A 21,104-nucleotide genomic window follows, 5' to 3' on the forward strand; every position below is an offset into this window, starting at 1 on the left:
AAGATTCGGTGGCTCTTGGATTATTAGGCTGTATATGTGAATCTTATACAGAAATGGGAGAATAGTGGCCGGCATTCCTACCGGTGGTAAAATCGTTAAATCTCAATTGGAGATTGATGCATGACAACAACAGAGTATATTTACGATAGTTCTGAAGCAACTTTTGAAAATGACGTAATCCGGCGCTCGGAAGAGACACCGGTCGTCGTCGATTTCTGGGCGCCATGGTGCGGGCCCTGCCGCGTGCTGGGTCCGACCCTGGAACGACTGGCGAACGAAAGCGACGGAGCTTTTTATCTTGCCAAGGTTAACGTGGATGAAAATCCGCAGCTCTCATTGCGCTTTGGCGTTCAGGGCATCCCGGCGGTGAAGGCTTTCCGCGATGGCAAAGTCGTCAGTGAATTTGTGGGAGCGCAACCCGAGCCGCGCGTGCGCGAGTTCCTGAAGGAGATCGCCCCTACCGAAGCCGACCAGGCTGTGGAAGATGCGGCGAGCATGCTCGCGACGCGCCACTGGGCAGAAGCGGAAGAACGTTACCGGGTGGTGCTCGACAGCCAGCCGGGCTCGTATGCTTGCGTGCAGGCAACCATATCGCTCTCGGATTATGACCAGCCGGAAGCAACAGCATTCATGAACCCGTTTGCGTTCGATACCGGTGAACCGATGAGCCTTGGCCTGGCCTCAATTTACGGTATCCTACGGAATCACGAGGGTAATCTGGATGTGTCAGTCGATCACGCTCAGCTCGCCTTGCGCCTGTATTTCCCGTTGCAACGATGATGAACAATGGCCAGAACCGCACCGCGCCGCTACGTATTATTGTGGTCGACGACGAGCCAGATATCAGGTCCTATCTGAGCGAATACCTGACTGCTAAAGCATACCGTGTCGAAATGGCGCAGAACGGTGCCGAGGCGATGGAATTATTTGCCAATGGTCAATACCATCTGGCCCTGATCGGCCGGACACTCCCTGATCTGAGTGGCTTCGAGCTGGTTCAGCGTGCCAAGCGAGTCAGGCCTGAGTTGGTGGCGGTCGTCATGTCGGGTATGCCGCCCGCTTCCACCGACGAATTGATTCAGTACGGCGTCGATGAAATCCTGTCCAAACCGATTACCTTCGCGGAGCTGGACTTTATTCTCGGCAAATATGAGCGGTTCCTCCGGACCTTGCAGGAAAATGAAACGCTGAAACACCGGCAGGTGGACCAAGCGAAGCTGAAGCATTTTTTTTACGAAGCGGGCCATCAGATCAAAACTCCAGTAGTAGTTCTAAAGGAATTTGCCCACCTCTTCCGGGAGGGATTCGGCGGCGAAATGTCCACCAAGCAGCAGCAGTACATGGAGGCCATTGATGAGAACATCAACCGTCTCCTGTATCTCGTGGAAAACATCGAAAACCTGAGCAAACTTGACAGCGGGGAGTGGATTATTCGGCTTGAGGAGGAAGACCCGCGAGAGATCATCGCCCAGATCAGCAATAGTTGGCGGCCCATCCTTGAACAGCGCAATCTACAGCTGGTGGAAGAAATCACCGATCAGTTGCCCATGGTAATGGTTGACTCAGCCGCCGTCCAGCAGGTTCTCTTTAACCTTGTGGACAACGCCAGCAAGTATGGACCACCCAACGGTAAAGTAACCTTACGCTGCTTCCTGTCCAATGATGGCAGCGTCCAAATTGAGGTGGAAGATCAGGGTGAGCGCATCCCCAAGGAAATTCGGGCTACGCTGTTCCTGCCCTTTGTTCGCCTTCCCAAACACAAAGCAGCTCCGGGCCTCGGCCTCGGCCTGACGGTGGCCCTAAGCCTTATGCAGCGCATGGATGGCGACCTGTGGCTGGCGAGCGGATCTGGCAAGGCCGACAGCGCTGTCGGCAACCGATTCTGTATTCGTATGCAGGCTGCACAGTCCAATTCCTGATTGTCGTCCGCGTTGGGCCGCGTTAGCTGGCGCGAACTCCCCATACCACCCTCAGGCTGGCCGCTCTCTCCCTCGTGGGAATCCCATTGACAGCGATAGGCCGGCAGCCTAACATTGGCGCTATGGACCTCGCGGAGCAGCTGACGTGTTTCTAGGACGGGTTATCGGTACCGTCTGGGCCACCAAAAAGGACGAGAAACTTGAGGGACTTAAGATGCAGGTCGTCAGCCCAGTTGACGAGCAGCTCAAGGCCAAGCCTGGATTCACTATTGCGGTTGATTCGGTCGGTGCTGGGGCGGGCGAGCTGGTACTATGTGCTAGCGGGAGTTCCGCCAGAATGACGCCCCTCACCCACAACAAGCCGGTGGATACAGTGATCATGGCGATCGTTGACGAAGTGGATTTTTTTGAGCCGTGAATCTGGCACGCGTTACCGGGCGGGTATGGGCCACCCGCAAATTGCCCGATCTTGAAGGGTTAAAGTTCCTTGTGCTCCAGCCGATGGACTTGGTAGATGGCTCCGACGTGGGCTCGACCTTGGTGGCGGCCGACAGCCAGCAGGCGGGGGAGGGCGATCTGGTCTACTACGTAACCTCCAAGGAGGCCTCGTTTCCCTTTGATCGGAAGTTTACGGCCCTGGATGCTACCATCGTGGGTCATGTGGACAGGATCGACCTGTGAAGTGGGTGGTGGCCACCCGGAACCCTGATAAGCTCCGTGAAATACGGGCTCTTTTCAGCGCTCTGCCCGTGGAGCTATTGAACCTGGCGGACTTCCCGGCAGCCGGGTTGGTTGAGGAAACGGGAACAAGTTTACAGGAGAACGCTTTGCTAAAGGCACAGGCGGCGCACAGGGCGACCGGTCTGCCGGCACTGGCCGATGATACCGGCCTGGAGGTGGATGCTCTGGGCGGCGCACCAGGGATTCATGCTGCGCGCTACGCCGGTCCGCGGGCTACCTACCGTCAAAACTGGCAGAAGCTGCTGCAGGCCCTGGAGGCGGTTCCCGAGCATCAGCGTACGGCCCGCTTCCGTACCTGTGCTGTCTACCTGGACGAGGGCTGGGAGGTGGCGGCCGAGGGCGTCATTGAAGGAGTCATCGCCACGGCTCCCCAGGGAGAGCAAGGCTTCGGGTACGACCCGGTCTTTCACCCCCTTGGCGCGGCCATAACATTTGGCGCAATGACGGCTGAGCAGAAGCAGCATCTTTCCCACCGCGGACGGGCCTTCCGGGCGCTGTACAGCAAGCTCGCCCGCGCCATGTCCACACTCGAAATTAAGGAGATCACCGCCTAGATTCACTGATACCGGTTTTTTTGTTGGCTTAACGAACGAGTATCAGGAGCGGGCAGGTGATCCGGCCGCGTGCGCTTTACAGGGGTGTTCTGTTTCTCTTAAGCGGCTCCCAATTTCTCTTGGGGGCGGTTGAGGACTCGGTCTACACCCATCCAATCCAGCCGCCCGATATCCTGCACAGGTTTATCGCTGTTCCCATTCCACCGCCGCCGCCCAGAGGGCTAGCCCTCGTGGGGTGGTCTTGGTCGGTCCCTACAGACTCCAGCACCCAGGCCCGGGTCCCGCCGCCCGACTCCGCCCAGGCAGAGGTAAGCGTCGGGGACGCCGTACTGACCTTGACCCTCTCCCTCGAGGATGCGCGTGATGTTCTGCGCCGGGCAGGGGGGGCAATCAGCTGGCCAGCCAACACGCTGCGCCGGGAGTGGGGCATTGATGCTGCGGGCGCGCAGATCACATTTTACCAGGAGCACGACGGCACGCCCACGAAGCTTCCCTCCACAGCCCCCCTGGACTGGTACGTCGCCAGTCGCGGCGAGGCTAACTTCCGGGACATGACTCTAAAGAAGCTGAGCGCCCAACTGCAACCGGTGGGTGAGTCCCGTACGCAGCGTCGAGGCACCATCGAGCTGCTCGGCGCCGACATCGCCGGGCAGCGGGTGTCCCTGCGGGTTTCGGGCAATGTAGCCATCAACGGCGGCCTGTCGTTTAAGAACCGGGAAAAGAGTTTCACCAATTTTCGGGCCGATCAGAACTGGGATTTCCTGGTGGATCAGAAGCAGCGCTTCGACATCGAGGGCACCATCGGGGATCGTATTTCGGTACTTGTTCATCAGGATAGCGAGAATGACTTCGAATGGGAAAATGCCATGAAGATCGCCTATACCGGCGATGAGGACGAGATCCTGCAGCGGATTGACGCCGGCAATATATCACTGTCCCTCCCGGGTACCCAATTCGCCACTGGCGGCAGCGGCATGAGCAACGGCCTGTTCGGTATCAAGGCCCTGGCCAAACTGGGGCCCGTGGATCTTACCACGGTCGCATCGATTGAGCGGTCACGGAAGTCGAGCAAATCCAACAAATTGGGCCAGGAGTATGTTATTACCGACATGCTGTACATGAAGAACCGTTACTTCTTTCTCGACAGTACCTTCAGGCAAGACTACTACCCGCTAACCAAGGCCTTGCCGGGTATCCCCGACGGTATCCATCTCGCGAATCCTGACCGCTTCGTCACGCGGCTGGATGTCTACCGCACAATCAGGGAGACCTCGGAGACCTATCAGGGCACGGCCTACGTGGACCCCGGCAGCATCACCATCTCAGCCAGTTTCAAAGTGGCAGGGCACTTTGAGCTGCTCACTCTGAACCAGGATTACACTTTTGATCCCCAGCTGGGCTGGATTCGGCTCAGGAGCCCCGCAGGCGACTATGATGCCATCGCAGTGGCCTATGCCTTGGCTAATGGCGACACCATCGGTACTGTGGGCGAACAAGCCGCGGACTCACCGGCGCTGAGGCTAAAACTCATCAAGGGTCTGGGACAGACAGCCAGCCACCCCACATGGCGGCTGGGGTTCAAGAACGTCTACAGTCTGGGCGGCGTGAATATCAATCCGGAAGGCTTTGAGGTCACCGTCATCGATCGCAAGGGACCTACCGGGAACGACGACCGGTTCACCAGCGGGGAAAGCTTTCTCTCAATTTTTGGCCTGGATGTGCTAAACCAAAACGGTGACAGCGAACCCGATGAGATGATCGATCTGGGCAATCCCAACGTCGTCAATCTAGCTCAGGGGGAACTGCATTTTCCGGCTTTGCTGCCCTTTGCCTATTCCGCCATCCCTGGCGTTGCTACCAGCCACCCAGCCATCGAAGAACTCTACGGTTACGAGCTGGAAGATCCCAACCAGAACTTCAGACAGGACCCGGGGGAGGATTTCAACGAAAACAACACCTGGGATGTGCCGGCCATCTACTACCGGCAGAACGCCAATGATCGGGCGGCCGCCTCACGGTTCGATATCGCGGTGAAACAGTCTGGTTTGGGCGCCAGCGAGTATAGTCTCGGCTTTAACCTGGTGGAGGGCAGCGAAACCGTCTTTATCAACGGCAACCCCCTGGATCGGGACCGGGACTACGATATCGATTACTTCACCGGCACGCTGACGATCCTGGACATGTCAAAATATGGCGCCAACCCCGAAATCACGATTGACTATGAGGAGAACCAGCTGGTTTCGTTCGACAAGAAGGTGATGCTGGGAAGCCGGGCCGAAATTGACTTGGGGCAGAATTCATTTCTTGGATTGACCGGGCTGTACTATAATCAGTCCATCGTGGATGAGCGCGTGGATGTGGGCTCCGAGCCCATTCAGAACATGTTGTGGGACCTGAACGGCCGCATCGCCCGGGAGGCGCCCTTCCTGACCCGGTTGGTGGACCGGCTGCCCTTCGTCGAGACCAGCGCCGCCAGCCAGTTTCGCCTGGATGGCGAATTTGCCCAGGTGTTGCCCAATCCCAACCCACTGGGCACCGCCTACGTGGATGATTTTGAGGCCGCCAAGCGCGTTACCAGCCCGTCGTTGATCTACCGGTCGTGGCGCTTCTCTTCGACGCCCGTGGATAAACGGGCCGGGGACCGACGCAGGCTGGCCTGGTGGAACCCCTACGTGGATGTGAACGTCAGGGATATCTGGCCCAATCGGGAGACATCCCTCCGTGCCCGCAACCTGACCACCACGGTTCTGGTGGTGGACGCCCTGTTCGAGGAGGTGCCGGAGGCGGTGGCGGGACCCGTCACCGAAGCCCTGTGGGGCGGGATCACCTACCCGCTGCTGGCGGGTGACTATGATCAGACCCTGAGCAAGTTCTTCGAGATCTGGGTCAAGGGCACCCAAGGCCGGTTGCATGTGGACGTGGGCAGCATCAGCGAGGACATCAACGGCAATGAACTGATCGATACAGAGGACCGGCCCGTGGCGGGTTTCAGCGAAGGCAATGGGCTGTTGGACTCGGGCGAAGATGTGGGGCTGGATGGCTGCCCGGACGAGTTCGAAGACGGCATGGGGGGCTGCCTGCTGGTGGATGCGCAAGGGAAAAGTGACGGTGATTTTGACCAGGACCCCGTCTCGGTTGCGGAGCAGATTTACGCCGGACTCTACGACGGCATCTACGATGGACCGCAGGTGCCCTGGGCCGACGAGGACGATCCCAATGGTGACAATTTTTTCAACACAAGGGCCAGCGATCCAAGTCGGGAACGCAATGATAACCTGAACGGCACCCAAGGCAACAGCCAGATTCAGGAAGGGAGTTACCCCGATACCGAGGACCTGGATGGCCTGGGGGGGCCCATCCCTGAGACCCTGGACAACTACTTTACCTACGGCATTCAGCTGGATCCCAACCACCCGGATTTTGACGCATCCCTGATGATTTCGGCTACCGAAAGCAATGGTGTGCCCACCGGGTGGCGCCTGTTTCGTATTCCGCTGCCCGATTTTGTGCCGGAGGGCGTGAAGTCGGTGAGCTGGGACAACGTCAAGCACCTGCGGTTGTGGTTGGACGGTTTCACGGATTCCGGTACGCGAGGCCTGACCGGCAGGTTGCAGATCGCGAAGATCGAATTCGTCGGCAACGAGTGGGAGGAGCTGGGTCTGGCCCCCAGTGGCACGGAGGACTATGTGGTGGTCGATTCGGCGGCGACGTTGGCCGTAACTGTGGCCAATAGCGAGGACAACGCAGATTACGAGTCGCCGCCGGGTGTCCAGGGCGAGTTTGACCGGCTCAATGATATCAAGCTGCGCGAGCAGTCGCTAGTGCTGGATTTCAGCCGGGCGGGCATCCCGCCGGGGTTCAAGGGAGCCGTCAAAAAATCCGTGCCCAAGCAGCGGGGCACCTTCCTCGTTTACAATACTATGGAGATGTTCGTTTTCGGCGCTGCCAACAAGGAAGCGATGACCAGGGAAGCCACCTCGGTCTGGTTCTGGTTCCGGCTAGGGGAGGGTTTGGACCAAAACGAAAAATACTACGAGGTGCGCAAACCGGTCTATCCCGGCTGGGACGACCGCAATCACATCAGCCTGAACATGCCGGCCATCTCCGCCCTGAAGTTACGGGCAACTCCAGATACCACCATATATGTGGGGACGGACACCATACCCGGCTACCTCGACTTAGACACAGGCATGGAGGTGTACATCAAGGGCGACCCATCACTGGAGCGCATTGCCCGGTACACGGTGGGCATCATTAATGAGCACTCCGAGACCATTAAGGGCCAGGTGATGCTGGACGAACTGCGGCTGGCTAAGGTGCGGAAGGACCGCGGGGTGGCGGTGCGGCTTAGCGCGGCGCTGAACTTTGCTGATTTGCTCACCACCTCATTTAACTACGCCCGGAGGGACGCAGATTTCCATACCGTTCAGGAGCGTATCGCACGCAATGCCTTGACCAACGAGACCTGGCGAGCCGATATGACCTTCAATCCCCACCTGTTCCTGCCCCCTTCCTTGGGAGTTCGGTTCCCCGTCAGCCTGAACTACACCAGTTCCATCAGATCGCCTAAGTACCGGCCCGGCAAAGACATCCTGGCAGGGAGCATTCGCACGGCACCGGATTCGATTCAATCGCGTAGTAATCAAATGACGTTCAAGTCCAGTTTTGCCAAATCGACGCGCAGCAAGCGCTGGCTGGTGCGGCAGACGTTCGACCGCCTCCAGGGGAGCGTAACGCTGGCCCGCAAAAAGGAGTCCACCACGCTTATCGCCGCCAATACCGTCACCAATATGAGCGGACAGCTCGCCTATCCCATCAAGTTTAGCGATGAGAACTATATACAGCCCTTCAAGGCGCTGGCGCGGCTGCCCTGGTTGGGCGAGCGATTGAAGGATACCAGGCTCTATTATGCCCCCACCCAGCTGAACTTCACGGCGAATGTAACTGAGTCCCTCACCGAAAGGGTGACCCGCGCCCGGCAAGACACTGTTTTGGACACCTACAACTTCAATCTGGCGCGCTCGGTTAAGGCCCGGTATCGGCTCACGGATCGCTTCAGCACCGACTATACACGGACGTCCAACAGCGTGCTTAACGCATTCCGCGAGAACAAGTTGGAAGCGCTACGAACTCTGGATCCAGGCGTGCCCCGAATTTTCACCGAGCAGTTTTCGGCCAGCTACAATCCTGATCTGGTGCGCTGGTTCAAGCCTAAATTTGCTTATCAGGCCCGATATGGCTGGAACAAGAACGCCCCTCTCGAGGAGGATTCAACTGGGGCTCGCATTACGACCCAGGGACGTGTCAGCGGCAATGTGACCCTGAAGCTCACCGATATCATCGAGCTGGTGTACAAGCCGGCTGGCAAACCCAAGACCTCAGCCGGGCGGCGAGGCCGTAGCCGTGGCCGCAGCAGTACCGCCCAACAGGCCACACCTGAGAAAAAGCAGCGCGAAATAACCAGCCCGCAGCTTAAGGCTCTGCTCAAAGCCCTGCATGCCGCTGCCGGCAAGGTGTTGCCTATCTCCTTCAACTATACCTACAACCGCAGCGGCGGCGAACCGGCAGCCCTGGGACAACCGGGCTACCCCTACCGGCTGGCTTTCAGCAGGGAGTCCGGCCTCCCTTCGGACACGACCCGTACCGGCAAATTCAGTCAGGCCACCAAGGCCGAGAACCAGGATATCTCCTGGCGGTCTGGCCTGAACCTCTCCCGCTCCATCAATCTAAATCTGTCACATACTAGAAAGTGGTCCAGGACACGCCGCATCGGCTCGTCCATCGTTAACCGCTCCGAAGACTTTCTCCTGCTGGGAGATGCGGACAAGGTGGGCTTCCCGTTCGTTAACTGGAGTCTCCGCTGGTCAAACCTTGAGAAGCTCCCGTTGCTCAATAAAATCCGTTGGAAGGTCAGTCTGGATCACAATCACCAGGGCAGTCATACTAGAAGCATCCAGAACAGCCGGACGCCCGTGGATAAGTACACCCGGCAGCTGCAGCCCCTGATCGGCCTCACAATTAACTTCACCAATGGAATTTCCGCCAACGTCCGTGCCAGTCAGACCCTCACGTTGCAGCGCGCTGAGACGGGCGACAGCAAAAACACCAGCCGCCAGATTACGGCTACCGCCTCGTATCAACACCGGGGCGGACTCACCATTCCCCTACCCTTCTTCCGCGATTTCAACTTGCAAAACACGGTCAACTTTAACCTGGAATTTGACTTCAGCCGGTCCCTGGCTGAGGAACGCAAGGGAGTGGCGGTCGCTTATGCCTTGAAGGATGAGCGGGAGAACTGGTCCGTGAAGCCGTATATCACTTACAGCTTCACCGACAAAGTGACCGGCAGCTTCAACTTTACCTACAGCGAGCGCTTCAGTATTCTTACGGGCCGCCAGATCGACCGCAAGTTTGGATTCGATATGAACATCGCCATCAGGGGCTCATAGTGTCATCCGCCGTTGCCAGCCGCCTGCGGCTGCTGCTGGCCAGCTGGCTGGTTTTGGGAGTGAGTGTGGCGTGTGGTCAGCAGGCGCCCTACTTCGACGGCCGCGAGGCCTTCCGGCTGCTGGAACGGCAGGTGGCGCTGGGACCCCGGCAGCCCGGCTCTGAGGGACATGCAGCCATGGTCCGCTTTCTGCAGGAGTTCCTGGAACCCCTGGCGGACGAGGTGATCTTGCAGCGGGTCAGCAGGCCCCATCCCTACCAGGACGGCCCCTTGCACATCACCAATATCGTGGCCCGCTTCAATGCCGCGGCGCGGAGCCACCTGCTGCTGCTGGCCCATTACGACACCCGCGCACTAGCGGACCAGGATGACGATCCAGCCAACCGAAACTTGCCCATACTTGGCGCCAACGATGGGGCCAGCGGGGTGGCGGTGCTGTTGACCCTGGCGCAGATTATGGACCAGGATACCCCGCCTGTGGGTGTGGACCTTCTGTTTGTCGATGCGGAGGACGTGGGCCGCTCTGGCGATGTGGCTAACTTTGGCCTCGGCGCCAAGGCCTTTGTCCCCGAGATGGCGCGTCTGCTGGGAGGTACCCTGCCACGCTACGCCGTATTGCTGGACATGGTGGGTGATGCCGAGCTCACCCTGCCCATGGAATACCACTCTTGGAGGGATGCCCGCAGTATTGTGCAGCGGATTTGGTCACTGGCCGCGGAGCTGGGCTACACCCAGTTTCAGGCGCGGGTGGGGCCGGCCATCTACGACGATCACATGCCCTTCCTGGAGGCCGGCATTCCCACGGTGGATATCATCGACTTCGATTATCCCAATACGCAGACCAATTACTGGCATACCCTGCAGGATACCCCTGACAAATGCTCTCCGGAGAGCCTGGAGGCGGTGGGGACGGTGGTGACCACCTTGGTTTACAGCGAGCGGCCCTGATGCAGCGCGCACCAGCCGCCGCGCACGCTGCCGGGAGAAACAAATTGAGGGAGCACAGCAATCGAACCTATATTGCCCTCTTCATGAGCCTCCGCATGCGATGGATAGTGGTGGCTGCGCTGGCGACAGTGCTGACGCCGGCCTGCGAGTTTGTGAGCGTGGAGCCGCAAGGGGAGCTCCCGGTTCTGTCCGCTCCTCAGGCCACCTTTGACGACCGGGACAACAGCTTTTATGCCGCGGTTACGGTGACCCTACCCCAGGAGGACAGCGAGCCCCCCAGCATCTGGGTCGAACTGTATCTGGCCACTGGTGCGCTGGCGGATTCGCTGGGCACCGATTCGGTACTTGCCGCCTCCAGCCTGCTGGATAGCGCCACCGGCGGCGACATACTGCCCTCCGACGGTGTCTATGCCAGCAAATTTGACTCCCCGTTGCCTGTGGGCGCGGGTGGCTTTGTGCGCATCGAGTTCTTGGCAATCGTTTCTGGCGACACCAGCCAGGAATCGGTTATCCTCGGCCTCATCAATATCCGGCCTGTGATTCTCAGCGTCTCCGCTGCCGACACGCTGCGACTGCCGCCGGAGGGCTTCGTTACCGTGGACACCATACGGGCGGTAGTGGATGATCCCGATGGGCTGAGCGACATCAGATCGGTGAGTTTCCTTACCCTGAAACCGGATAGCACCTTGGGCAATGACGGCCTACCCGTCGAGTTAGCGGACAACGGCGACTTGGTCGGTTGGGGCGATGCCACTGCCGTAGACGGCCTTTTCAGCCGGATCATTCTGCTACAGGCCGAGGCAGCGCTGGGAACCTATATCTACAGCTTTGTGGCGAAAGACTTTCGCGGCGCGGTCAGTGATACGGTCAAGCACACGGTGGTGGTGCAGTAGTGGGGCGCCTGCTTTTGGTGCTGGGGCTACTGGGCGGACTGTGGGGTCAGCAGGTGCCGCCCGGGTTCGGTCTTGGCAAAGCCTTGGGCACCAGCACGGCCTTCGTCCCACCCGATACCCTCCTGTCTCCAGGTCTGGCCAGCAACGGCATCGTCGATATCATAGCTGCCGGCGACTCCCTGCTTTTTTTCGGCACGTCGAGGGGTCTATCGCTGACCACCGATCTGGGCGCCAGTTTCCTGTCTTATGTTGATAGTCTGACGGACCTCCCCCGGGGCGGCATCTCGGCCTTGAACCTGGTGGATTCCACGGTGGCGGTGGCGGGGCTGGTGGATACCGTCATCAGCGGCATGGGCGAGGTCATGGGCGCCGGGCTGGCCTTTTCCACCGACCTGGGCGGCACCTGGACCTACGTGCCCCAGCCGCAGGACCCCCCTGGGGAGGAATTCACCACGTTTCTTTGGGCCGACTCCTTGGCTGACCAGCTGGCCGTCACCACCACCATCCGCAACGTGACCTTCGATGTGGCCATTTCCCAGGGCACCATCTGGGCCGCCAGTTGGGCCAGCGGTCTGCGGCGCTACCATATGGCTGCCGACACCGGCTGGTCAACCGTAGCCCTGCCGCTGGATGGGGACTCCACCATGTCATGCGACAGTCTTCCCGCCGGCTATGTCCTTAATGCGCGTGACCCCGGCGACGGCGGCAACCACAACCACAAGGCTTTCTCTGTGATGGCCTATGACTCGCTGGTCTGGGTCGGCACCGCCGCAGGGCTCAACAAGGGTATCATCGATGCGGTCAGCGGCTGCATCACCTGGACCCACTTTACGGCCCAGTGGCACGGCCTCTCGGGCAACTGGGTCGTGGCCTTGCACCGGCAGGTGACCGCTGGCAGCGAGCGCATCTGGGCGGCCACCGTAAACGCTGAGGCCGCCGGTGAGCTGCGGGGGGTCAGTTTTACCGAGGACGGCGGCCTGACTTGGCGGGTGACGCTGCTGGGCGAGCGGGTCAACAACTTCGCCACCTCCGGGGACGTGGTCTATGCGGCTACGGATAACGGTCTGTATAAATCGCTGGACGCCCGCAACTGGGCCTTGTTCGAATCAGCGGTGGATGCAATCACGGGCGAACAGGTCTGGGCCGAAAAGGCCTGGGGCGCCCTTTATGACCCCCGGGACGGCACCTTGTGGATTGGCACTCCCGATGGTCTGGCGTCGACTCAGGGCGACGGCCCCCCCTGGCGGATTGACCGCAGTTTCGTCTCCACGGCCGACTCAGGAGAAGTCCCCTTTTACGCCTACCCCAATCCCTTCTACCTTGCCGAGGACAACTTCCGGGATGGTCGGGGGCACGTTCGCTTTCAGTACCACGTGACCCCTGAGCTGGAAGGGAGATCGGCCCGTATCGCCATTTTTGATTTCGCCATGGACCCGGTTATCGTTCTTCCTGCCCGCCAGCACCCTATGGAGGGCGACTTCAGCCAGGTGTGGGACGGCCGCAACAAAGCCGGCCACCAGGTCGCCAACGGGGTCTATTACTGTCGCCTGAAACTGGGCCCGCGCGAGGACTGGACCAAGGTCATGGTCATCAAATGAGGCGGATTCTGCTCCTGGCGCTGACAGTGCCCGCCTTGTGGGCTGGCGGACCGGCCACCGGGGGCTATGCCGGTGCCTTTGCCCGTTTAGGGGCGGATGCACGCTCCGGCGCGCTGGCAGGCGCGCTGCTGGCCGATATCAATGCCGGGCATCTGGCGCTCACCAATCCAGCCAGCATGGTCTACGTGCAGCGGCGGGAGCTGGGGCTGTCCTACATGGCGCTGCCTCTGGACCGCACCCTGCAGGGTTTGAGCCTGGCAACCGGCTTGCCCCCGTCGGCCGCCGTCGGCATCAGCTACCTGCGTGCCGGTGACAGCAACATTTTGGCCCGCAACAGCATTGGGGAGCCCGGAGACTTGCTCACCTATGCGGAGAGCATGGTGGTGCTCTCGTTCGCCAACCGCATGAGTCCCAGCTTCAGTATCGGGATCAACGCCAAGGTTTTGATTGTCAACCTTGGCGCGGAGGATGCAAGGGGTTTTGGACTGGATCTGGGGGTGCTCTATCACCGGCCCAGCGGTTTGAATCTGGCCCTGCGGGTGCAGAATGTGACCGGAGCCGTCTCGTGGAGGGTGGCCGCCTCGCAGGGGGAGCGCGTGTACGTTGACGACCTGCCCACCATTGTCAGCGTGGGTGCGCGGATTCCGTGGCGCCACTTTACCTTCTTTGGCCAAACCGACGTGATTTTTCCCAAGTTCCGCAGCAATGAAAAAATTGTCTACGAGCTCCCCTTTCCGGTCTTCAAGCTGGCCGTGGAGGACATTTTTTGGGAGCGCTATTTTGTCCGCGGCGGACTGGACCATACCACGCCCACAGCCGGTGTGGGTGTGCGCTATTCGGTCCGGCGGCCGCAGGATAGCCGGGTGGATTACAGTCTGTCGCTGGGCAAGGCGGGCGAAGGGCTGGGGCACCTCTTTACCTGGCTCTTCAGCTTCTGATGGTCCACCTGAAAGGCAAACATCCATGTGCGCCGGCCATTCTGCTGTTCGCGGTCTGCCTGGTGGCGGCTCAATCCCTTTCGGCGTTGGGTTGGCGGGCCAGTTTTTTGCCCTCGTCGGCTACGGCGTTGGCACTGGCCGGGGGCGGTCGAGCCCTGCCCGGCAACATGACGCTCAGCCTGGTGAGTCCGGCCCACCTGTGGGGTGCCCAATCCGAGGAGTTGGAGTTTGGCTACCTGCGCATGTTTGGCGATCTGGCGGGCTTTGGCGTCCGCTGGCACCGCTATCGCAACGGCCGACCGGTTCAACTGGTCCTCAGGTCCCAGGTGGAGGACGAACTGGAGCTCCGCGGCCCGGTACCCACGGCCGAACCCCTGGGCCTGTTCAGCGCCCGTCTCCTCTCGGTAACCTATCTCTGGGGCCGGCGACTTGGAGCCACCCGTCTGGGCTTTGGCCTGACCGCCGCTTACCAGCGGATATTCGAGTATTCTGGCCGCGGCTTCTGGGTCTCGGCCGGGTGGCAGGGTGAACTGCTGCCCTGGCTGCGGTGGGGTCTGTCAGTGGATAACCTGGGCGTGGGCGAATCGCTGGTGGCGGGCGGCGATCCCGGCAGTTTGTTCTCGGCGGGTGCCGGTCTGGCCGTCAAAACGCCCCTGTGGAACAGCTATGTGTCCCTTGACCTGGGTTGGGAGGTGACCCGCAGACCGGTTCCAACAACGGCATGGCATGTTCCGGGCGACGTATTGCAGCTCAACCTTAGTGTCCGGTGGGAGGGGGAAGACCCCCTGCTTGCGGCCGGATTTCAATGGAAGTACCGGCGCTGGGCTGTGGCCTACTCCTATGCCTATCAGAGCCGCGTTTTGGGACTGCCGCACATGATCACGCTCGGCCGGCGGCTCTAGGCCAGCTATGCGCTCACCTGCACTGCTGAACTTGCTACCCGATGCTTCCTCACGCCCAGCGCCCCCTGCTCGCGCCTAGATGAGCGCTTCCCCATCGGCAGATTTATCCCGGCCGGGGAGGCCTAAAATCCTCAAGCTGTTATTCGTGGCACTGTTCCTGGGTGCGCTGGGGCTGGTTGGCTGGCACACGCTCTATGCCTGGATGACCGAGCGGCGACATGTACGCCGGGAAATACCCCAGTTGCGGGCCGATGTCATCGGCGATTTGGAGGACATCGGGCTGGCCCGTTCTCCTATCGTTGAGGAGGATGGCAGCATCAGGTTCGGCCACCCCCCCAGCATGAGGTCCGAGGACATCGTCCTCCTGCTGCGGCGCATCATGCAGACCCGCGGGCTGGTCATGACCTCGGCCGTGAAATACGCCGAACGCGGGGAGCTCTACGTGGAACTCAGCTCATCCCGGCAACATGTAGTCGTGCGCTTCATCTTTTCGCCGGGCTTGAAGGGCGAGATGCTGGCCGGCGTTGTGCGGGGGCGCATTGGCATCATCATTGACGATTTTGGGTATATACGTAACCGTCTCACGGCCGGTTTCATGGCCTTAGGGGAGAAGCTTACTTTATCAGTGATTCCAGGCCACCGTTACTCTAAGAATCTGGCCGACGAGGCGGTGCAGGCGGGCCATGAAGTGATGGTTCACATACCCATGGAGCCGAATAACTACAACGGGCGGGATGAAGAGGAGTTCATTCTGCTCTACGGCATGGATAGTGACGAAGCGCAGGCCCGAATCAGGAGGGCTTTCCAGGAAGTGACCGCAGCCAGGGGCGCCAACAATCATGAGGGTTCCCTGGCGACACTCGATACGGTCCTCATGGCGGTCTTGGCCAGGGAGCTGAAAAGCCGGAACAAGTACTTTGTGGACAGCTTTACCACGCCCGACACCCGCGCCCTGGACGTGATGGCGTCCAACGGTGTGTCTGCTCTGGGACGGCAGGTCTTCCTGGACAATGTTGACGATCCCGCCTATATCCGCAGGCAGCTGGCTGAGCTGGCCTCCTGGGCCGAATCAACCGGCTCGGCCATCGGCATCGGCCACGTGGGTGCCAGCCACCTGAATACCCTCGAGGTGCTGGCGGAGGAAATGCCCAAGCTCAGAGACCGGGGCTTTGAGTTTGTGTTCATCTCCGAGTTGATGGAGTAGGGATGGGCACGGTGCACCAGGTCCGCGGCAGGCTTCTCACGGTAACACTGGCCGCCCAGCTACTGGTCATGGCTGGCTGTGCCGAATCCACCGGTGAGACCATCGCCCCCGGCGACCTGGTGGGCAGTTGGTCGCTTGTGGGCACCGGTGTCGTGCTTACTTTCGAATCAGGGCAGGCGGGTCAGCTGTACCACCTCCGCGACCCCCAGGGGGCCTATGGCCACTGGCTGGAGGGTGGCAGCGACCTGCTGGTGCGGGGCTTCTGGCGGGTGCTTGGGCAGAGCCTGCTCTTCGATGACGAGGCCGGCCCCATCGCCTGCCCCATCTTGGATGACCGCTTTGTCATCACCATGAATGCGGGCAAGACCAGCATGACCCTGTCTCACCTTGGCGATGACTGCCTGCAGCGGGCGCTCATTCTGGACGACTTTCTTTGGCGGCGCAGCAGTGACGACAGCTAGTCCTCCGGCGGCTGTGAAGACCTACTCGCCCGAGGTTCTGCAGTTCCAGCAGCGCACCCTTCTGCTGCTGAGCGGCATCTTCATCGCGGCCCTGGTGGTGAGCAACCTCATCTTTCAGAAGTTTTTCACCTGGTCACCGTTCGGCCTGATAACCTTCGAGCTCTCCGCCGGAATTCTTCCCTACCCCGTCACCTTCCTCGTCACCGATATTGTCTCGGAACTTTACGGCAAGCGGCGGGCCAACCAGGTGGTCTTGAGCGGCCTTGTCGCCAGCCTGTTCGTACTGGCCGTGGTCACCGTGGCCGATGCGCTCCCCGCCCCGGACTGGTCACCGGTCTCGGACGGGCTGTTCCACAAGGTTTTCGGGCTGTTCGGCCCTGCGGTGGCCGCCTCCATGGCCGCCTATCTCACGGCCCAGTTTATCGATATTCGCGTGTTCCACTTCTGGAAGCGCCTCACACGGGGCCGGCACTTGTGGCTGCGCAACAACGGCTCCACCATCTTCTCCCAGCTGGTGGACACCAGCATGGTGCTGGCTCTGCTGAGTGTTGCCGGGGCCATTGAGTGGTCCCGCTTCTGGACTTTGCTGGGAAGCGGTTTTCTCTTCAAGGTGCTGGTGGCCCTGGCCGATACGCCGTTGCTTTACCTGTCAGTGGCGCTCCTGCGCCGCCGCATGGGCTTGCAGCCGGCCGAGGAAGTGGCTGGCGGCCAGCGGGTAGCATGATGAGGACCGTCCCGCGACCCACTGCCGCCGGTAGGACCTGAGTATGGCGGCTTCCCTTTACGACCGCATTTACGCCGCCGTCTGCCGGATTCCCGCTGGCCGGGTGGCCACCTACGGCCAGGTCGCCTCAGCGGCAGGTGTAAAGGGGCAGGCCCGGCTGGTGGGCTATGCCCTGCACAGTCTGCCCTCCGGCTCGGACGTGCCCTGGCACCGGGTGGTCAACGCCCGGGGACGTATTTCGTTGGACAACCGCTTCGGTGCGGGAAAGTTTCAGCGTGCACTCCTCCGTGCTGAGGGCGTTGACTTCGATGCGCACGACAAAATCGATCTGGCCCGTTTCGGCTGGCAGACGGCTGGGGTCAAACCCGCTGGGGCGGCCCCCCTAGGACAGCCCGTTACCAGGGATGACCTGCGCTGATGGGTGGTTGCCGGCCGCGTTTTTGGCTTATCCTGCCCCGCACCCTGTTACTTGGGCTGCAGGTCATCACCCTGACCGGTTGCGACCCCGCGACGCCGGAGCCGCTGGTGTTCGAGTTCGATTTTGCCGCCGATGACCAGGGTTGGGTGGCTGGTTTCGCGGATCTCCCCGCTGATACCACCGGCTGGCCCAGCTTTGCCCTGGTATGGGGCTATCGGCCCCTGCCGGCAGCACTGGACCCGTCTCGCGGTGGCCTGTACATTTCAGGTGACAACCACAGCGATGACCTCTACATGTTTGTCAAGCGCCAGATTGCCGGACTAACGGGCGCAACCACCTATCAGGTCCACTTTGAGATCGACGTCGCAACCAATGCCCCTACCGGCTGCTTTGGCGTTGGCGGATCGCCCGGCGAATCGGTCTACATCCGGGCGGGCGCGACGACGGTGGAGCCAATGGCGGTGCTGGCGGGCGCTGATCTCGTGATGAACATCGACAAGGGCAACCAGGCAGCAGGCGGGGCGGATGTGCTTCTGCTGGGTAACCTAGCCAACGGCACCACCGATTGCACTGACCCCGTCTACGTCATTAAATCATTTGACAGCGCGGGCATGACCTTCAATTTCACCACCGGCAGCGCTGGAACGGCCTGGCTCATGGTAGGCACCGATTCGGGCTTTGAGGCCGTCACCAGCCTATACTATACACTTGTGAGGGTGACATTTACCGAACGGTAAGGATGGAAGGGGGTGCTCCCTGACCGAGCTTGCAATTAGCTTGCAATTGTGATCGCTAGGATGCTAACGGAACCGGCCAAAGTCTAGGAATAATTGGCAAAGTGAATTATATTCTGTCCCAAGGCCTATCCCCGCCTTTCTTATCGAATGTAGACGTTGAGACATCTCATAATACTCCGTCGAGCTGCACTCCCAATATTGTTATATATCGTGACGGTTACAATATCGATAATCATCGGTATCGATGCGGGGGTTGTGCCTGTCATAGTGGTCATCACTATCAGCGTCATATTAAGAGTTCTTATCGAGTACAAGGGGGCAAGCAGGACCCATACTGATGAAGACGACACAATCATTCGAGCAATACTCCGGGTGGTATCAATACTTGCTTCAGATATAAACATGACCCTCCGCGCACACATTGCATGGATGGATTTGGACGGTTTTCTACGAATCAAGTACCATTACGGTATGGACAAGGACCCAGACAGGTATATAGAGCTGCGTTCTGGGCAAGGCTGCATGGGGCAAACTTGGGCGCATGTCGAACAAAATTACAAGATAGACGGCACATTTGCGAATCTGAAGGAAGCAGCCGAAAAAGGCGACCCGGACTGGAATATGCCCGCTGCCCAGCAGGCGGCCGTCGGCGCTGAAGGCCAGCGCGTGTGGCCAATACGCCACACTGCCGGCCCCCTGCACATCACCTAGGATCTGAGTGACGTGCCCGCTCTCCACATCCCATAGGCGAACGCGGCCGTCATCGCTGCCCACAGCCAGAATTCCCCCGTCGGGATGGAAGGCTAGGGTAATGTGTCCATGCATCCCCGGATCGGCCCATACGGCTCTTTCTTGACGTTCAGCCACGTTCATCAGATGCACTTTGCCACCTCTGGTGCCCCAGGCCAAAAGCGTGCCATCCGGACTGAAATCGATGGACCAGCCGGTAACGGTATAATCGGTGTCGGGGCCGCCCCGGGTATGCGGCACCGATTCGACAGCGGACTCGTGAAGATCCCACAGTAGCACGCCCAACGCTCCAGTTGAGGCCAACAGCCGGCCGGCCGGACTGAAATCCAGATCGTACATCAGATTGGATTGTATTTCGATAAAGTCCAGTTCGGCCAGCGAACCCGCATTGCGAAGCTGAATGCCGGCTGGCCACGGATCGTTGTGCAATACCGCGACCATCCCCCCATCCGGCGCATAGGTCACCGATGGACGGCCCGGACTACCGGCAACAGCCGCGGTAGACCAAACGCCCATGAGCAACAGGAATTGACCTAAAACTTTCTTCGTATCCATGATCCTTGTCCTCCGCCCCGCGAGCCGCGACGGCTCGGATCATTCCTACTCCAACTCACAAAAAACCGCACCTACCAAAACACTCTTCGGCAGTGCGGCTATCTTGTGCCGGCCGGCCTTTTTGTCCCGAACCCTTCACCCCTCCCGAGGTCGGTCTGACGAGGACCCGCTCCTTTGCGTCCCAGCCTTTCGGCTTGGTTTGCCTTTTCGGAGATGTCATTAATATACTCCCGTCCACCACGACCATCAAGAAAACAACCTTCCTCTACTTTCTACCCTCACCATCCCCAAAATTACTCCCTTGCCTTGCCTACCCCATTTACTTATGATAAAATACATTATCATAAGCAAAAACAACAACTTACGATCATTCTACCGCACTCGCTGAGTTGGGGGGCGTCACCTGGATATCTGCCCGCCTGATCTGACTGCATCGCTTCTTACACGACCATTACCATCCCAGACACCCCTCCCATGTCTCGGGGGTGAGTTTCTCAGTCTGGGCGATAGATACCCTGCAGCTCCTCCGTTTCTGGTCGCAGAACGTCGTGCAACGCGAAAAGTTCCGTTTAATGGCACTTTTTCCGCTTATCTGAACTATTTATTTGCACACAGCCTTCTTTCGGCCCGCCAGACTTCGGTATCTTGTTCGAACACCAGCAGTTCTCCCTACCCCTGAGAGTGAGGACATGGGCGCTTCACCCCACGTCTGTCTACAGTGACATGACAAGATCGCTCTTCCTGCCACTTGCGTTAGCGGTATGGCTCGTTCAGCAGACATACGCGGAACAGGACCGATCTGAGCTGCGGACAGGCGTAGTCTGGAGTGGCACAGACCAATCCGTAAAATTGAGCCATCTTGGCCGGCTGTGCGCCCCGGTTTTATGGCCCTCCCCGGATGAACCTTTGCTGCAGGAAAAGATGCAAATCCCGCGCGCGCCCGACTTTCTGAAGTCCGCCCATGGCGACGGGCGAGTGGCCTACTACCAGATCAACAGAGCCGAGAGCTACGAAGTTGCGCACCGGAGCTGGCTGAGTCCGATATGTTCCGTGCTGCGCGGCCGCCAGCCGTTGCCCCGCAAATACTTCAGGGAGATCCCCGATAGCCTGTGCGCCGCCATACAGGACATGGACTTGGTGCCACTGAATGACATCCACCGCCTGTATCTGATGTACTTCTTCTACTACGGCGACGAAAAAGGCGTCGGCCAGCACGGCAACGACACAGAGGCGATTCAGGTGCTGATAGAAATTGACGATGTGCAGCAGAGAAAGTTCATAAGAATCGCCAAGGTGATCGCCCACGCCCATGGT

General features: G+C 59.8%; 18 protein-coding genes and 1 riboswitch. Of the genes, 17 read left to right on the top strand and 1 reads right to left on the bottom strand.

Annotation, left to right across the window (positions count from 1 at the left end):
• Positions 1-120 precede the first annotated feature (120 nt).
• The 16 genes from IH971_06715 (at position 121) to IH971_06790 (ending at position 18,485) form a co-directional block, all read left to right on the top strand.
• Positions 121-780, top strand: a complete 660-nt coding sequence (locus tag IH971_06715; GenBank protein MCH7497524.1) for a thioredoxin fold domain-containing protein — start codon at positions 121-123, stop codon at positions 778-780.
• Positions 777-1,919 carry a response regulator gene (locus tag IH971_06720; protein ID MCH7497525.1) on the top strand — a complete coding sequence of 381 codons (1,143 nt, stop codon included), beginning with the start codon at positions 777-779 and terminating at the stop codon, positions 1,917-1,919. Before IH971_06715 ends, IH971_06720 begins: the two co-directional genes overlap by 4 nt.
• Before the next feature lie 145 nt (positions 1,920-2,064).
• On the top strand, positions 2,065-2,337 hold the full coding sequence (locus IH971_06725) for a EutN/CcmL family microcompartment protein (protein MCH7497526.1): 273 nt from the start codon (positions 2,065-2,067) through the stop codon (positions 2,335-2,337).
• A complete protein-coding gene (locus IH971_06730) occupies positions 2,334-2,600 on the top strand; it encodes a EutN/CcmL family microcompartment protein (protein ID MCH7497527.1) in 267 nt (88 codons plus the stop codon). Before IH971_06725 ends, IH971_06730 begins: the two co-directional genes overlap by 4 nt.
• Positions 2,597-3,214 (top strand): RdgB/HAM1 family non-canonical purine NTP pyrophosphatase, encoded by a 618-nt coding sequence (gene rdgB, locus IH971_06735; GenBank protein ID MCH7497528.1) that lies wholly within the window; start codon positions 2,597-2,599, stop codon positions 3,212-3,214. The genes IH971_06730 and rdgB overlap by 4 nt, the downstream gene beginning before the upstream one ends.
• 56 nt (positions 3,215-3,270) lie before the next feature.
• Complete coding sequence (gene sprA, locus IH971_06740; GenBank protein MCH7497529.1) at positions 3,271-9,663, top strand: cell surface protein SprA; 6,393 nt, start codon at positions 3,271-3,273, stop codon at positions 9,661-9,663.
• Positions 9,663-10,610: a M28 family peptidase gene (locus IH971_06745; GenBank protein ID MCH7497530.1), complete on the top strand. Its 948-nt coding sequence runs from the start codon at positions 9,663-9,665 to the stop codon at positions 10,608-10,610. The genes sprA and IH971_06745 overlap by 1 nt, the downstream gene beginning before the upstream one ends.
• Positions 10,610-11,503: a hypothetical protein gene (locus tag IH971_06750; protein MCH7497531.1), complete on the top strand. Its 894-nt coding sequence runs from the start codon at positions 10,610-10,612 to the stop codon at positions 11,501-11,503. Before IH971_06745 ends, IH971_06750 begins: the two co-directional genes overlap by 1 nt.
• Positions 11,503-13,101 carry a hypothetical protein gene (locus IH971_06755; protein MCH7497532.1) on the top strand — a complete coding sequence of 533 codons (1,599 nt, stop codon included), beginning with the start codon at positions 11,503-11,505 and terminating at the stop codon, positions 13,099-13,101. Before IH971_06750 ends, IH971_06755 begins: the two co-directional genes overlap by 1 nt.
• A complete protein-coding gene (locus IH971_06760; GenBank protein MCH7497533.1) occupies positions 13,098-14,039 on the top strand; it encodes a hypothetical protein in 942 nt (313 codons plus the stop codon). The genes IH971_06755 and IH971_06760 overlap by 4 nt, the downstream gene beginning before the upstream one ends.
• The gene (locus IH971_06765) at positions 14,039-14,941 is read left to right on the top strand and encodes a hypothetical protein (GenBank protein ID MCH7497534.1); all 903 of its coding nucleotides are present in this window, start codon (positions 14,039-14,041) and stop codon (positions 14,939-14,941) included. Before IH971_06760 ends, IH971_06765 begins: the two co-directional genes overlap by 1 nt.
• Positions 14,942-15,086: 145 nt before the next feature.
• Positions 15,087-16,145 carry a divergent polysaccharide deacetylase family protein gene (locus tag IH971_06770; GenBank protein MCH7497535.1) on the top strand — a complete coding sequence of 353 codons (1,059 nt, stop codon included), beginning with the start codon at positions 15,087-15,089 and terminating at the stop codon, positions 16,143-16,145.
• Positions 16,146-16,147: 2 nt separating this feature from the next.
• The gene (locus IH971_06775) at positions 16,148-16,606 is read left to right on the top strand and encodes a hypothetical protein (GenBank protein ID MCH7497536.1); all 459 of its coding nucleotides are present in this window, start codon (positions 16,148-16,150) and stop codon (positions 16,604-16,606) included.
• Complete coding sequence (locus IH971_06780) at positions 16,539-17,330, top strand: queuosine precursor transporter (GenBank protein ID MCH7497537.1); 792 nt, start codon at positions 16,539-16,541, stop codon at positions 17,328-17,330. The genes IH971_06775 and IH971_06780 overlap by 68 nt, the downstream gene beginning before the upstream one ends.
• Before the next feature lie 43 nt (positions 17,331-17,373).
• Positions 17,374-17,748: an MGMT family protein gene (locus IH971_06785; GenBank protein ID MCH7497538.1), complete on the top strand. Its 375-nt coding sequence runs from the start codon at positions 17,374-17,376 to the stop codon at positions 17,746-17,748.
• The gene (locus IH971_06790; GenBank protein ID MCH7497539.1) at positions 17,748-18,485 is read left to right on the top strand and encodes a PEP-CTERM sorting domain-containing protein; all 738 of its coding nucleotides are present in this window, start codon (positions 17,748-17,750) and stop codon (positions 18,483-18,485) included. The genes IH971_06785 and IH971_06790 overlap by 1 nt, the downstream gene beginning before the upstream one ends.
• Positions 18,486-18,932: 447 nt before the next feature.
• Here the strand turns inward: IH971_06790 and IH971_06795 are convergent, their stop codons facing one another.
• The gene (locus tag IH971_06795; protein MCH7497540.1) at positions 18,933-19,790 is read right to left on the bottom strand and encodes a WD40 repeat domain-containing protein; all 858 of its coding nucleotides are present in this window, start codon (positions 19,788-19,790) and stop codon (positions 18,933-18,935) included.
• An 85-nt stretch (positions 19,791-19,875) separates the two neighbouring features.
• Positions 19,876-20,004: riboswitch (cyclic di-GMP riboswitch) on the bottom strand.
• Positions 20,005-20,696: 692 nt separating this feature from the next.
• Between IH971_06795 and IH971_06800 the strand changes: the two genes are divergently transcribed.
• Positions 20,697-21,104, top strand: a 408-nt coding sequence (locus IH971_06800) for a hypothetical protein (protein ID MCH7497541.1), incomplete at its 3' end; no start/stop codon positions are given.

Source organism: Candidatus Neomarinimicrobiota bacterium, assembly GCA_022560655.1.
Lineage (GTDB): Bacteria > Fidelibacterota > Marinisomatia > SCGC-AAA003-L08 > TS1B11 > JADFSS01.

Coding starts and splice junctions, on each gene's coding strand:
- IH971_06795 (MCH7497540.1), bottom strand. CDS start 19,790: ATGGATACGAAGAAAGTTTTAGGTCAATTCCTGTTGCTCATGGGCGTT.
- IH971_06720 (MCH7497525.1), top strand. CDS start 777: ATGATGAACAATGGCCAGAACCGCACCGCGCCGCTACGTATTATTGTG.
- IH971_06775 (MCH7497536.1), top strand. CDS start 16,148: ATGGGCACGGTGCACCAGGTCCGCGGCAGGCTTCTCACGGTAACACTG.
- IH971_06760 (MCH7497533.1), top strand. CDS start 13,098: ATGAGGCGGATTCTGCTCCTGGCGCTGACAGTGCCCGCCTTGTGGGCT.
- IH971_06765 (MCH7497534.1), top strand. CDS start 14,039: ATGGTCCACCTGAAAGGCAAACATCCATGTGCGCCGGCCATTCTGCTG.
- IH971_06750 (MCH7497531.1), top strand. CDS start 10,610: ATGCAGCGCGCACCAGCCGCCGCGCACGCTGCCGGGAGAAACAAATTG.
- IH971_06790 (MCH7497539.1), top strand. CDS start 17,748: ATGGGTGGTTGCCGGCCGCGTTTTTGGCTTATCCTGCCCCGCACCCTG.
- IH971_06785 (MCH7497538.1), top strand. CDS start 17,374: ATGGCGGCTTCCCTTTACGACCGCATTTACGCCGCCGTCTGCCGGATT.
- IH971_06780 (MCH7497537.1), top strand. CDS start 16,539: ATGACTGCCTGCAGCGGGCGCTCATTCTGGACGACTTTCTTTGGCGGC.
- IH971_06715 (MCH7497524.1), top strand. CDS start 121: ATGACAACAACAGAGTATATTTACGATAGTTCTGAAGCAACTTTTGAA.